Genomic DNA, 12416 nt, shown 5'->3' with positions numbered 1-12416 from the left:
GACGACACTCCCATGACACGCGCAAAGTTCCCGGATTTATCTGATATCCGGGTATAAGATCACTAACGTGATGGTATGTCCGCATCATGGGATGATCTCTAGCCGTGTGACGCCCGAGACGTTAGCGTCTGCCCATGCGCCACGTTGAGATCTCCGGTAAGAGACTCCGGTTGAGGGAGGTCACCCTCGACGACGTGGACGCGCTGCACGCTGTCTACGGCGACCCCACGGCGACCGAGCACCTGCCGTTCGACCCCCGCACCCGCGAGGAGGTCGAGGAGGGCGTCGTCGAGGCCATCAAGGCCGCTGAGGCCGAGCCCCGCCGGCTGTACGTGCTCGCGGTGACCGACGTCGACGGCGGCGAGGCCTTCGGCGTCGCCCGGCTGCACATCGAGGCCGACCACCCGCACAGCGCGGAGATCGGCCTCGGGCTCCGCCCCGACCACTGGGGCCGCGGCATCGGCACCGACCTCATCCGGCTGATCCTGACGTTCGGCTTCCGCCATCTGCGGCTCCACCGCATCTGGGGTGCCCGCTCACCGGCGAACACCGCCGCCCAGCTCGCGATGCTCGTCGCCGGGATGGTCGAGGAGGGCAGGATCAGACACCACGTCCGCGCCCGCGGCGCCTGGCGCGACTCCATCGTGCACTCGGCGCTGGAGGACGAGTGGGAGGGCCACCGCGACGTCTGACCCCGCGGTTCCGGCGGTACCGGAAGGCATCGCGTGCCGGGACCTCCCCCGACCGCCCCGGCCCGCACCGACCGTCCGAACCGGCCACCGGCCACCCGGACCGACCTCGGGCCACCCGAACCGACCACCTGAGCCGACCGCCCGAACCACCCTCCGCCCCGGCCCGCACCGACCACCGCGCCGCCGATCGACCTCCGCGCCGTCGATCGGCGGCGCGGTCTGCGCCGGAAGTCGCCCCGACGACCGGTGTGGTTTACCTTTTCACTAGGTTGTGATGGAATCGCCGCCGTTTCTGACAACGCGAAGCGCCGAATGGCCCTAAAGTCCGCGCATGTGAGTGAGAGTTCCACCCTCCCCGTACGAGGACGTGCCGCCCGGCCCTCCGGCAGGCACCGCAGACCTGTGCCCTCCCAGCTTCCGCCCGAGGCCCCAGCGCTGGTGCTGACCGCACCCGGCGACGCCTCCGGGGTCGCCGCCGACCTCGCGGCCCTGATCCAGGTGGACAACCCGCAGATCCAGGTCCGCCTGGCCGGTCTCGGCGAGGACGGCGGACGGCTGGTCGCCGAGTTGGAGGCCGCCGCCGAGGAACGGCCCGAGGACGCCGCCGCCGCGGTCGTGGTCCCGCTGCTGACCGGCCGGCACCCGGTCGCGGACCGGCTGATCTCCACGGCGGTCGCGGCGAGCGGGGTTTCGGTGACGGTCACCGACCCGCTGGGGCCGCACCCGCTGCTGGCCGAGGCCCTGCACATCCGCCTGGCGGAGAAGGGCCTGGCACGGGCCGACCGGATGCGGCTGCTCAACGTCTCCAGCCCGGTCGACGGAGTCGTACTGGCCACCGTCGGCGGCGAGCGGGCGACGGTGGAGGCGCAGCCGACGGCGGTGTTGCTCGCCTCGCGGTTGACACTTCCGGTGCTGGTGGCCTCCCTCGACAGCGCTCCCTCGGTCGCCGAGGCGGTCGAGCGGCTGCGCGAGATCGGCGCCCGGCGGATCGCGCTGTCCCCGTGCGTCGTGGGCCCGGAGGCACCCCCCGGGCTGGTGGACGACGCGGCCGGGGCCGTCGGGATCGAGCGCGCCGACCTCCTCGGCGCTCACGGCCTCATCGCGGACCTGGCGGCCCGCGCCTACGGCAGCATCCTCTCGGCGGAGTGAGCCCCCGCCGGTCCCGCGCGGCCCCTGCCGGGCGTGCGGGACCGGGCGTTCCAGGGCGTCCGGCGACCGGCGGCCCGCGGAGCGGCCGTCAGGGCTCCAGCCAGACGTAGCCGGCGAACCTTCCGGTGCGGCCCTCCCGCCGGTGGGAGAACAGGTCCGCGGTCTCGATGGTGCAGCGGGTGTCGTGGACGACCTTGGCGACACCCGCCCTGCCGAGCTGCGCGGTGATCGCGGCCCGCAGGTCGAGCGCGGGGGTGTCGCGCCGGGTGATCGACCATGCCTCGGGAAGCGTCGCGGCGACCTCCTCGCGCAGCTCCGCCGGGACCTCGTAGCAGGAACCGCACGCCATCGGGCCGATCATGGCGGTCATCCGCCCCGGGTCGGCACCGCGCGCGACCATCTCCGCCACGAGCGCGGGGACGACTCCGGCGACGGTGCCCGCCCGCCCGGAGTGCGCGGCCCCGGCCAGGGCGGCCTCGGGGTCGGCCAGCAGGACGGGCGCGCAGTCGGCGCAGAGCGCGGCCAGACCGAGGCCGGGCACGTCGGTGCAGACCCCGTCCAGCGGCGGCGGGTCGTCGCCGAACGGCTCGGTGACGTAGCGGACGTCGGCGCCGTGGACCTGCCGCATGAACACGACCCGGTCGAGGCCGAACTCGGCGGCGGTGCGGGAGCGGTTGGCCGCGACCGCCTCCGGGTCGTCGCCGCACATGCCGCCGAGGTTACGGGTGTCGTACGGCTCGGCGCTCACGCCCCCGTGCCGGTCGGTGATCCTCATCTGAAAGTTCACGGCCCGACCCTACTCGCCCCTCCGGCCGCTCCCCTGGGGCACTCAGCCGGCCGGCGCGACCTGTTGGCGGGCCACCCGCCGGTAGAGGTCGGCGGTCCGCTCGGCGATCCGCTCCCAGGAGAAGTGCTCCACGGCGCGGACCCGCCCGGCCCGGCCCATCCGCGCGGCGAGAGCGGGGTCGGCCAGCAGCCGGTTCACCCTCTCGGCGAGGTCGGCGGCGAACCGGCCGGGGTCGTACGGGGTGCCGTCGGCCCCCGCCTCGATCGGGACCAGCAGCCCCGTCTCGCCGTCGGCCACGACCTCGGGGATGCCGCCGGTCGCGGTGGCCACGACCGCCGTCTCACACGCCATGGCCTCCAGGTTCACGATGCCCATCGGCTCGTACACCGAGGGGCAGACGAACACCGTGGCGTGGGTGAGGATCTGGATCACCTCGGGCCGCGGGAGCATCTCCGAGATCCACACGACGCCCTCGCGGTCGAGCCCGCGGACCAGGCCGGTCACCTCGGCGGCGATCTCCGGGGTGTCCGGCGCGCCGGCGCACAGCACCAGCTGGGCGTCGGGGTGGAAGTCGCGGGCCGCGTGCAGCAGGTGGACCAGGCCCTTCTGCCGGGTGATCCGGCCCACGAACACCACGTACGGCCTGGCGGGGTCGATGCCGTGCCGGGTCAGGACACCGGTGTCGCGGTCCGGCGCGTACTCGGCGGTGTCGATCCCGTTGTGGATCACCGTGACCTTCTCCGGCGCGATCTCCGGGTAGGCGGCGAGCACGTCGCGCCGCATCCCCTCGGAGACCGCGATGATCGCGTCGGCGGTGGCCAGCGCGCCGCGCTCGGCCCACGACGACAGCGTGTACCCGCCGCCCAGCTGCTCGGCCTTCCACGGCCGCAGCGGCTCCAGGCTGTGCGTGGTCACCACGTGCGGCGTGCCGTAGAGCATCTTGGCGACGTGCCCGGCGAAGTTGGCGTACCACGTGTGGCTGTGGACCAGGTCGGCACCCTCGCACGCGGCGGCCATCTCCAGGTCGACCCCGAGGACCTGGAGCGCGGCGTTGGCCGTCTCCAGCCCGCCGGGCACCCGGTACGCCTCCACGCCTTCCCCGGGCCGGGGGGCGCCGAAGCAGCGGACCCGGGTGTCGGTCAGCCTGCGCAGTTCCCGGGCGAGATACTCGACGTGGACACCGGCCCCTCCGTAGACGTCGGGGGGATATTCACGGGTCAGCAGATCCACTCGCATACGATCAGCCTAGTGTTTCAGCCCTGTTCGTCAGGTTAAGGTCCAGGTATGAGAGTCCTCGCGATTGTGCTTGCCGGCGGTGAAGGGAAGAGGCTCATGCCTCTGACGGCTGATCGAGCCAAGCCGGCGGTGCCGTTCGGGGGGATATACCGGCTTATCGACTTCGTGCTGTCGAACCTGGCCAACGGTCACTACCTGCAGATCGTCGTGCTGACGCAGTACAAGAACCACAGTCTCGACCGGCACATCTCCCGGACATGGCGCCTGTCGGCGATGCTCGGCAACTACGTGACGCCGGTGCCCGCCCAGCAGCGCCTCGGGCCCCACTGGTTCTCCGGCTCGGCCGACGCGCTGTTCCAGAACCTGAACCTGATCTACGACGAGATGCCGGACCACGTGATCGTGTTCGGCGCCGACCACATCTACCGGATGGACCCCCGGCAGATGGTGCAGCAGCACGTCGAGTCGGGTGCCGACGTCACCGTGGCGGCGATCCGGCAGCCGCTCTCCCTGGCCGACCAGTTCGGGGTGATCGAGACCGACCCCGCGGGGCGGCGCATCGTCGCCTTCCGGGAGAAGCCCAAGGACGCGGTCGGCCTGGCCGACGCGCCTGACCAGGTCTACGCGTCGATGGGCAACTACGTCTTCAAGACCCAGGCCATGATCGACGCGCTGCGGGAGGACGCGCTCGACCCGACGAGCAAGCACGACCTCGGCGGCAACATCATTCCGATGATGGTCAAGTCGGGCAGCGCGGAGGTCTACGACTTCGCCGACAACGTCGTGCCCGGTTCCACCGAGCGCGACCGGGGCTACTGGCGCGACGTGGGAACGCTCGACGCCTACTACGAGGCCCACATGGATCTCATCTCGGCGCATCCGGTCTTCAACCTGTACAACAGCCAGTGGCCCATCTACACCGGTCACGACCCGCTGCCCCCGGCCAAGTTCGTGCACAACGACGGCGACCGGGTGGGCCGGGCGATCGACTCCCTGGTCTCCGCGGGCGCGATCGTCTCGGGTGGCCTGGCGCTGCGATCCATCCTCTCCCCGGGCGTGGTGCTGCACTCCCACTCCCAGGTGGAGGACTCGGTGCTGATGGGCAATGTGAAGATCGGCCGGGGTGCCGTCGTCCGCCGGGCCATCATCGACAAGAACGTGATCATCCCGGACGGCGCCCGGATCGGCTTCGACCCCGAGTACGACCGCAGCCGCTTCGCGGTGACCAACAGCGGCGTCGTCGTCATCGGCAAGAACGAGATCGTGGAACGCTGACCCGGGCCGGCGGCCGGCCCGGGTCCGTACCGGCCGCCGGGTCCACACCGGGTCCCGGCGGCCGGCGCCGGCCTGGATCATCGGTCCGGGCCGCCGGCGCGGGCGCCCGTGGTCCCCGTCCCGGCCATTCGCGCACCGGCCGGGCCCCGGACCGCCCCTCGGCCGCAGGGCCGCAAGGATGTACGGCCGCTTCCCGATCTCAGCGTGCCCGGGTACGGCGGCTTCCTGTCGCACTTCGGGAGGAGTCAGGGTTCCTGGAGATCCCCGCAGGATAGATTCTTGCCGAACATTCCCCCGATATGCGGCTAGGCCGCATCGAAGCATGCGAGATCAAATGTTCGGCATAATTCGCCCCTGTAGCTCCCACTCCTGCCCGACCCTGCAACGCGCCTGGCGAGCGCACCTGTGCGGGCTGTGCCTGACCCTCCGCGACAGGCAGGGGCACGGGGCACGGCTGGCCACCAACTACGACGGGCTGATCCTCTCGGTGCTGACCGAGGCGCAGAGCCCGGCGGGCTCCCCGCACCGGACCGCCGGCCCCTGCGCGCTGCGCGGGTTCCGGTCGGCGGACGTGGTGGACGCCCGGGCGGAGGGGGCACGGCTGGCCGCCACGGTGTCGCTGGTCCTCGCGGCGGGCAGGCTGCGCGACCATGTGGCCGACGGCGACGCCGCCCGCGGCACCGGCCCGGCCCGCGAGAGGCTGGCGGCCCGCTGGGAAGCGGCGGGGGCCAGGATGGGTGCCGGGATCGGGTTCGACACCGCCGTACTGACCTCGACGGTCGAGCGCCAGCTCGACCTGGAGGGCCGCCCCGGGGCGACCCTGCTGGAGCTGACCGGCCCCACCGAGGAGGCCGTCGCCGCCGCGTTCGCGCACACCGCGGCCCTCGCGGGTGCCCCCGGCAACGCAGCGGTCCTGGCGGAGGCGGGCCGGTTCTTCGGCCGGATCGCCCATCTGCTGGACGCGGTGGAGGACCTGGAGGACGACGCCGCCCGCGGGGCGTTCAACCCGCTCACCGCGACCGGCACCCCGCCCCGGGAGGCGCGGCGGCTCTGCGAGGACGCCGCGCACGGCCTGGAGCTGGCGCTGCGCGAGCTGGAGCTCGCCGACCGGCACCTGGTGGACGTGCTGCTCGGCGCCGAGGTGCGCCGGGCCGTACAGCGGACGTTCGGCATGTCGTACGAGCGGCCGGGGGTGTTCCGCAAGACCGCCGCCGGGGTCGGGACCCTGCTCACCTGCGGTCTGTGGCGGCCCCGATGGAGCCGCAAGCGGAACAGCTCGTGCAAGAACCGCTGCCTCCTGGACGACTGCTGCGAGTGCTGCAACTGCTGCGACTGCGACTGCGGCTCCTGAGCGAAGGCCCGCGCGGCCCTCGCTCAGGAGAGGTCCGGCGTGCCGTCCCGGTGCCCCGGCCCCGGGACGCCGTCCGGCCCGGCGAACAGACCGGGCACGGCCGGGGACGACGGCTCGGCGTCCACCCGGAAGCGGGGCAGCGACTCGGGGTACTTCTCCCGGATGAACGTCACCATGTGCTCGCGGATGTCGCACTTGAGGTCCCAGGCGCTGGCGGAGTCGGCGGCGCTCATCAGCGCGCGCAGCTCCAGCAACCCGCTGGGCAGGGTGTCGGTGACCTGGAGGGTCCAGTCCTTCTGGTCCCACAGCGGGTGCGCGCGCAGGGCCTGATAGAGCTCGGCGCGCAGCTCCTCCACCGGCACCGACCAGTCGACCCGGAAGTAGACGTGGCCGATCACCCGGCTGCTGTGCCGGGTCCAGTTCTCGAACGGGTTGGCCGTGAAGTGGGAGACCGGCAGGATCAGCCGGCGCTCGTCCCACAGCCGCAGCACCACGTAGGTCAGGCTCAGCTCCTCGATGCGGCCCCACTCGCCCTTCACCACGACGACGTCGTCCAGGCGGAGCGCGTCACTGAAGGCGAGCTGCAGGCCGGCGAGCATGTTGCCCAGGGTCGCCTGGGCGGCGATGCCGACCACGACGCCGGCGATCCCGGCCGAGGCCAGCAGCCCGGCGCCGAGCGCCCGCACCTGGGGGAAGGTGAAGAGCATCGCGCCCAGTGCCACCACGATGATGACCGCCGAGGCGACCCGGCGGACCAGGGTGATCTGGGTGCGGATCCGCCGGGCCTTGCGGTTGCGCTCCCCCTCGACGCTGATCAGCCGTTCCAGGACGACGTCGGTGACCGCGTAGGCCGCCTGGATGACCAGCCAGGTGACGCACCCGATCATCAGCAGGCTGAGGACCCGCTGGATCGTCCCGCTGACGGACCTGTCGGCCATGCCCGGTTCGTAGACCGTGTAGGCCGTGGCCACCGCGGCCGCGGCGAACCCCGGCCAGGTGCAACGGCGGACCAGCGGACCGGCGAGAACCCATTTCTCCCCGATCAGCCGCGACTGGAGAATCCGGCGCACCGCCTCGACGGCCACCACTGCTGCGAACACGGAAGCGATCATGAGGATCCATTCCGACACTGACGGCGTCCCCCTCGTGCTTTCCTCCTGAAAGATCATTGCGCCGGACAGGGTTCCCCCCTAGATCGCCAACAAATCAGAAAGTCTCATCAAAAGTGACATTCCCCTCAACCGCCACCTGGTAGGCGGAAACCCTCCTCTCGAAGAAGTTCGCCAGCTCCTGCACGTCCTGCAACTCCATGAACGCGAACGGATTGGCCGTGCCGTACCGGACGGGCATCCCGAGCCGGGCCAGCCGCCGGTCGGCGACGTACTCCAGATACTCGCGCATCCGCTCGGCGCTCATGCCGAGCAGGCCGTCGCGGCACAGGTCCTCGGCGAAGGCCAGCTCGGCCGCCACCGCCTCCTCCAGCATCCGGGTGACCTGCTCGGCGAGCTCGTCGTCGAACAGGCCGGGCTCCTCGGCCCGCACGGTGTCGACGACCCCGAAGGCGAACTCCATGTGCAGGGACTCGTCGCGGAACACCCAGTTCGTCCCCGTGGCCAGGCCGCTGAGCAGGCCCCGGGAGCGGAACCAGTAAACATAGGCGAAGGCACCGTAGAAGAACAAACCCTCGATGCACGCCGCGAAGCAGATCAGGTTGAGCAGGAACGCCCGCCGGTCCTCGCGGGTCTCCAGCCGGGTCAGCCCGCCCAGCGAGTCGATCCACCGGAAGCAGAACTCCGCCTTGTCGCGGATCGAGGGGATGTGCTCGACCGCGGCGAACGCCTTGGCCCGCTCGTCCGGGTCGGGCAGGTAGGTGTCGAGCAGGGTCAGGTAGAACTGGACGTGCACGGCCTCCTCGAAGAGCTGCCTGCTGAGATACAGGCGCGCCTCGGGTGCGTTGACGTGCTGGTAGAGGTTGAGGACCAGGTTGTTGGCCACGATCGAGTCGCCGGTGGCGAAGAACGCGACGAGCCGGTTGATCAGGTGGCGTTCCTCGGCCGTCATCTTCGCCAGGTCCGCCAGGTCGGAGGCGAGGTCCACCTCCTCCACGGTCCAGGTGTTGCGGATCGCGGCCCGGAAGCGTTCGTAGAACTCCGGGTAGCGCATCGGCCGCAGGGTGAGATCCATGCCGGGGTCGAGCAGCATCGGGCGGTGCCTTTCGGAAGGGGATGAGGGGCGTCTACTGGCAGGCGTCGCAGTACTCGGGGTTCTCCAGCGAGCAGGCGACGGCCTCCGGGTCGGGCACGGGCCCGCCGGGCGCCGCGGGCCGCACGGGGGACGCCGCGGAGGACGCCACGGTGGCCTGGGCGATCCGGGTGGCCGGGCGTGAGCGCAGGTAGTACGTGGTCTTCAGGCCCGACTTCCAGGCGTAGGCGTACATCGAGGAGAGCTTGCCGATGGTCGGGGTGGCCATGAAGAGGTTCAGCGACTGCGACTGGTCGATGTACGGTGCGCGCGCGGCGGCCAGGTCGATCAGCGCCTTCTGCGGCAGCTCCCAGGCGGTCCGGTAGAGCAGCCTCAGGTCCGCGGGAATCTGCGGGATGTCCTGGACGGACCCGTCGGCGGCCTTGATCGCGTCGCGGATCTGCGGGGTCCACAGCCCGCGCGCCGAAAGATCCCGGACCAGGTATCGGTTGACCTGGAGGAACTCCCCGGAGAGCGTCTCGCGCTTGAAGACGTTGGAGACCTGGGGCTCGATGCACTCGTAGCAGCCCGCGATGGAGGCGATGGTGGCCGTGGGGGCGATCGCGACCATCAGCGAGTTGCGCAGGCCGGTCACCGCGATCCGCTCGCGCAGCGTGGTCCACTCCGCGGAGGTCCCCGCCCCGTAGTGGTCGGGGTGCAGCACCCCGGCGGCGGCCCTGGTGTCGTCGTAGGAGGGGTGGCGGCCCCGCTCGACGGCCAGGTCCGCGGAGGTGGCGTACGCGGCGAGCGCGATCTCCTCGGAGATCCGGGTGGACAGCGCCATCGCCTCGAGGGCGTCGAACGGCAGGCGCAGCGCGAACAGCACGTCGGCCAGGCCCATCACGCCGAGCCCGATCGGACGCCAGCGCCGGTTGGCCGCCTCGGCCTCGGAGGTCGGGTAGAAGCCCAGGTCGATGGTGCGATCCAGGAAGCGCACCGCGGTGCGGACGGTGGCGCGCAGCCGCGTCCAGTCGAGGTCGCCGCCGGAGGCGTCCAGGTGGGCGGCGAGGTTGACCGAGCCCAGGTTGCAGACGGCGGTCTCCGCGTCGCTGGTGACCTCCAGGATCTCGGTGCAGAGGTTCGACAGGTGGATGACGTTCCCGGGACGCGCGGTCTGGTTGGAGGTCCGGTTCGCGGCGTCCTTGAAAGTCATCCAGCCGTTGCCGGTCTGGGCGAGGGTGCGCATCATCCGGCCGTACAAGGTGCGGGCCGGGATCCGCCTGACGAACCGTCCCTCGGCCTCGGCGGCGCGGTACGCCTCGTCGAAGGCGGCGCCGTACAGGTCGACCAGGTGCGGGACGTCCTTGGGGTCGAACAGCGACCAGGTGCCGTCGGCCTCGACCCGGCGCATGAACTCGTCCGGGATCCAGTTCGCCAGGTTCAGGTTGTGCGTGCGGCGCGCGTCCTCGCCGGTGTTGTCGCGCAGCTCCAGGAACTCCTCGATGTCGGCGTGCCACGTCTCCAGGTAGACGCAGGCCGCACCCTTGCGGCGGCCGCCCTGGTTGACCGCGGCGACGCTGGCGTCGAGCGTGCGCAGCCACGGCACGATGCCGTTGGAGTGGCCGTTGGTGCCCCGGATCAGCGACCCCCGGGAGCGGACCCGGCTCCAGGAGATGCCGATGCCCCCGGCGTACTTCGACAGGCGGGCGACCTGACCGTAGCGCTCGTAGACGGCCTCCAGCTCGTCGCGCGGGGAGTCGAGCAGGAAGCAGGACGACAGCTGGGGCCGGCGCGCGCCGGAGTTGAACAGGGTGGGCGAGCTGGGCAGGTAGGACAGCGTCGCCATGAGCCGGTAGAGCTCGGCGGCCTCGGAGACCGTCTCCGAGAGGCCGCAGGCGACCCGCAGGAAGAAGTGCTGCGGGCGTTCCAGGACCCTGCGGGTCTCCGGGTGGCGCAGCAGGTAGCGGTCGTAGACCGTGCGCAGCCCGAAGTACTCGAACCGGTCGTCGGCCCCGGTGTCGACCAGCGCGTCCAGCGCCGCGGCGTTGACGGCCACGAACTCCGCCAGCCGGTCGGCGACCAGTCCGGCCGCGTGGGTGGCGGCGACGGAGTCGGAGAAGCTCAAGACGCCGTGCCCGGCGGCCTCGTCGGCGATCAGCCCGGCCAGCAACCCGGCGGCGACCCTGGAGTTCTCCGGGTCGGTGATGACCCGGGCCGCGGCCTCGTCGATGGCCAGTCTGCGGTCGGCCTCCGACGCCCCACCGGTCCCACCGGTCCGCGTGCCCCGGATTCCCGTCCCGGCGTCCCGCCCGGCGGCGTCCTGCCCGCCCGTTCCGGCGGTCTCCCCTGCGGCGTCGACCACGGTGTGCGTCACGTCCTGCCCCTCGCTCGTTCGAATTCCCCGTGCGGCTCCCGGAGGACGGGCACGCGGATACGAGCGATTCCGGGCACGCCGGACCGCCTCGTCCGCGGGCCCTCCCACGAGGCCCTGGACACTTACGTCACCGGCAGGTCTTCGGACTCACGGGCACCGTGCACACGCCTACCGGCCGTCGCTTCCCGGGCATGACGCACCCAGTGCTCAATGACGGCTTTCGTTCCCGTTCACCGCTGCGGGGCAGCCCCGGAATCTCACCGGGTTCCCTCTCTCGTCGCCCCTCCCGGGGCGAACCAGCAACGAGCAGGATCCTACATCTAGTGGCGTCGGACGCAACTACCCCAACAAGTTGTGTCGGAAGACTTCAACAGTCCGAGGTCATGCAGCACCTCGCGGGTGCGCGCCGTCTCGGTGGACAACCACTGGCGGAAGTCGTCGCCGCTGAGATAGACCCGGCTCCAGCCGTTGGCCGCGCACCGGGCCCGCCAGTCGGGGGCCGCGTCGATCCTGTCACACAGGGCGACCGCCGCGTCCAGGTCCGCCTCCGCCATGCGCGCCGGGCCGAGCAGGCCGCACCAGTCGCTGTACTCCAGCCGGACGTCCAGCTCCATGAGCGTCGGCGCGTCGATCCCGTCGACGCGCTCCCCCGAGGAGACCACCAGGGGACGCAGCCGGCCGGCGGCGATCCCGGACCGGAACGACCGGGCCGGCCCCAGGAGCGCGGCCACCCGGCCGAGGTGAAGCGCCTCGGCGGCGTCCGCCGCGGTGAGGTACCCGGCGTAGTCGAGCAGCCGGGCGTCGGCCCCCAGGCACTTGCCGATCATGCCGTAGAGCACGTGGTCCGAGCCGCCCTCCAGCCGGCCGCCGACCGCCAGCCCCGCCGGGTCCCGGCGGACGCCGGCGGCGAAGTCGTCGAAGGAACGCAGCCGGGAGCCGTCCGGGACGACCAGGGCGGCCCAGTCGCCCACGAGGCGGGCGAGCGGGGTGGTGGCGCCGACCAGGGGGGCGGTGCCGGCGATCTCCGCACCCGCCACCAGTGACATCCCGGCGACGAGCACCCTGCCCTCGCCCGTGAAGGGGCCGCCGGGGGAACCCAGCCGGTCCAGGACGGCGGAGCCCGCCCCGGCCGGGTGGTCGACGATCTCGACGGCCCTGGCCAGGCGGCACCGGGTCAGGACCCCGGCCAGGGTGCGCGGCATCGCCTCCCAGCCCTGCCCGCGGACGGCGGGCGCGACGACGGACAGCCGGTCGACCGCCGTGCCGGCCGGACCGCCGGCCGGGCCGCAGCCCGCGGCGGCCACCACCCCGGTGACCAGCGCCAGAAACCCCCTGCGGCGCATGAGCGCCCCTCCCCCCCGGCACCCCGTA

The 12416-nt window shown here is 72.1% G+C and carries 10 protein-coding genes and 1 riboswitch; of the genes, 4 read left to right on the top strand and 6 right to left on the bottom strand.

All coding sequences use genetic code 11. From position 1 onward, the window contains the following. Nucleotides 1–134 precede the first annotated feature (134 nt). Nucleotides 135–692, top strand: coding sequence for a GNAT family N-acetyltransferase (locus F4562_RS28780; protein ID WP_184541328.1), 558 nt, complete (start codon nucleotides 135–137; stop codon nucleotides 690–692). A gap of 333 nt (nucleotides 693–1025) precedes the next feature. Continuing rightward, complete coding sequence (locus F4562_RS28775; protein ID WP_311733977.1) at nucleotides 1026–1841, top strand: sirohydrochlorin chelatase; 816 nt, start codon at nucleotides 1026–1028, stop codon at nucleotides 1839–1841. Between the two features lie 88 nt (nucleotides 1842–1929). Here F4562_RS28775 and pgeF read toward each other — a convergent pair whose 3' ends face one another. Then, nucleotides 1930–2616, bottom strand: coding sequence for a peptidoglycan editing factor PgeF (gene pgeF, locus F4562_RS28770; protein ID WP_184541770.1), 687 nt, complete (start codon nucleotides 2614–2616; stop codon nucleotides 1930–1932). A 54-nt stretch (nucleotides 2617–2670) separates the two neighbouring features. Further along, nucleotides 2671–3864 carry a glycogen synthase gene (glgA, locus tag F4562_RS28765; protein ID WP_184541330.1) on the bottom strand — a complete coding sequence of 398 codons (1194 nt, stop codon included), beginning with the start codon at nucleotides 3862–3864 and terminating at the stop codon, nucleotides 2671–2673. Nucleotides 3865–3912: 48 nt separating this feature from the next. Here glgA and glgC point away from each other — a divergent pair, with 48 nt between their 5' ends. Continuing rightward, nucleotides 3913–5139, top strand: a complete 1227-nt coding sequence (gene glgC, locus F4562_RS28760; protein ID WP_184541331.1) for a glucose-1-phosphate adenylyltransferase — start codon at nucleotides 3913–3915, stop codon at nucleotides 5137–5139. A 334-nt stretch (nucleotides 5140–5473) separates the two neighbouring features. Next, nucleotides 5474–6490, top strand: a complete 1017-nt coding sequence (locus tag F4562_RS28755; protein WP_184541332.1) for a DUF5685 family protein — start codon at nucleotides 5474–5476, stop codon at nucleotides 6488–6490. 23 nt (nucleotides 6491–6513) lie between these two features. Here F4562_RS28755 and F4562_RS28750 read toward each other — a convergent pair whose 3' ends face one another. From F4562_RS28750 to F4562_RS28735, 4 genes are all read right to left on the bottom strand, one after another. Then, entirely contained in the window at nucleotides 6514–7590 is a 1077-nt protein-coding gene (locus F4562_RS28750; RefSeq protein WP_311733978.1) for a mechanosensitive ion channel family protein, read from the bottom strand. A 106-nt stretch (nucleotides 7591–7696) separates the two neighbouring features. Beyond that, nucleotides 7697–8692: a ribonucleotide-diphosphate reductase subunit beta gene (locus F4562_RS28745; protein WP_184541334.1), complete on the bottom strand. Its 996-nt coding sequence runs from the start codon at nucleotides 8690–8692 to the stop codon at nucleotides 7697–7699. Between the two features lie 34 nt (nucleotides 8693–8726). Further along, the gene (locus F4562_RS28740) at nucleotides 8727–11045 is read right to left on the bottom strand and encodes a ribonucleoside-diphosphate reductase subunit alpha (RefSeq protein ID WP_184541335.1); all 2319 of its coding nucleotides are present in this window, start codon (nucleotides 11043–11045) and stop codon (nucleotides 8727–8729) included. 115 nt (nucleotides 11046–11160) lie between these two features. Then, a riboswitch (cobalamin riboswitch) is annotated at nucleotides 11161–11361 on the bottom strand. A gap of 4 nt (nucleotides 11362–11365) precedes the next feature. After that, nucleotides 11366–12388, bottom strand: a complete 1023-nt coding sequence (locus F4562_RS28735; RefSeq protein ID WP_184541336.1) for a tripartite tricarboxylate transporter substrate-binding protein — start codon at nucleotides 12386–12388, stop codon at nucleotides 11366–11368. Between the last annotated feature and the right edge of the window lie 28 nt (nucleotides 12389–12416).

Source organism: Streptosporangium becharense, assembly GCF_014204985.1.
GTDB lineage: Bacteria > Actinomycetota > Actinomycetes > Streptosporangiales > Streptosporangiaceae > Streptosporangium > Streptosporangium becharense.
Note: the sequence above shows the minus strand (reverse complement) of the source record. Positions and strands in the feature narration are given on the sequence as shown.

What these genes read in the sequence shown, in the direction of transcription:
- F4562_RS28780 (WP_184541328.1), top strand. Translation starts at nt 135, where the DNA reads ATGCGCCACGTTGAGATCTCCGGTAAGAGACTCCGGTTGAGGGAGGTC.
- pgeF (WP_184541770.1), bottom strand. Translation starts at nt 2,616, where the DNA reads ATGAGGATCACCGACCGGCACGGGGGCGTGAGCGCCGAGCCGTACGAC.
- glgA (WP_184541330.1), bottom strand. Translation starts at nt 3,864, where the DNA reads ATGCGAGTGGATCTGCTGACCCGTGAATATCCCCCCGACGTCTACGGA.
- glgC (WP_184541331.1), top strand. Translation starts at nt 3,913, where the DNA reads ATGAGAGTCCTCGCGATTGTGCTTGCCGGCGGTGAAGGGAAGAGGCTC.
- F4562_RS28755 (WP_184541332.1), top strand. Translation starts at nt 5,474, where the DNA reads ATGTTCGGCATAATTCGCCCCTGTAGCTCCCACTCCTGCCCGACCCTG.
- F4562_RS28745 (WP_184541334.1), bottom strand. Translation starts at nt 8,692, where the DNA reads ATGCTGCTCGACCCCGGCATGGATCTCACCCTGCGGCCGATGCGCTAC.
- F4562_RS28735 (WP_184541336.1), bottom strand. Translation starts at nt 12,388, where the DNA reads ATGCGCCGCAGGGGGTTTCTGGCGCTGGTCACCGGGGTGGTGGCCGCC.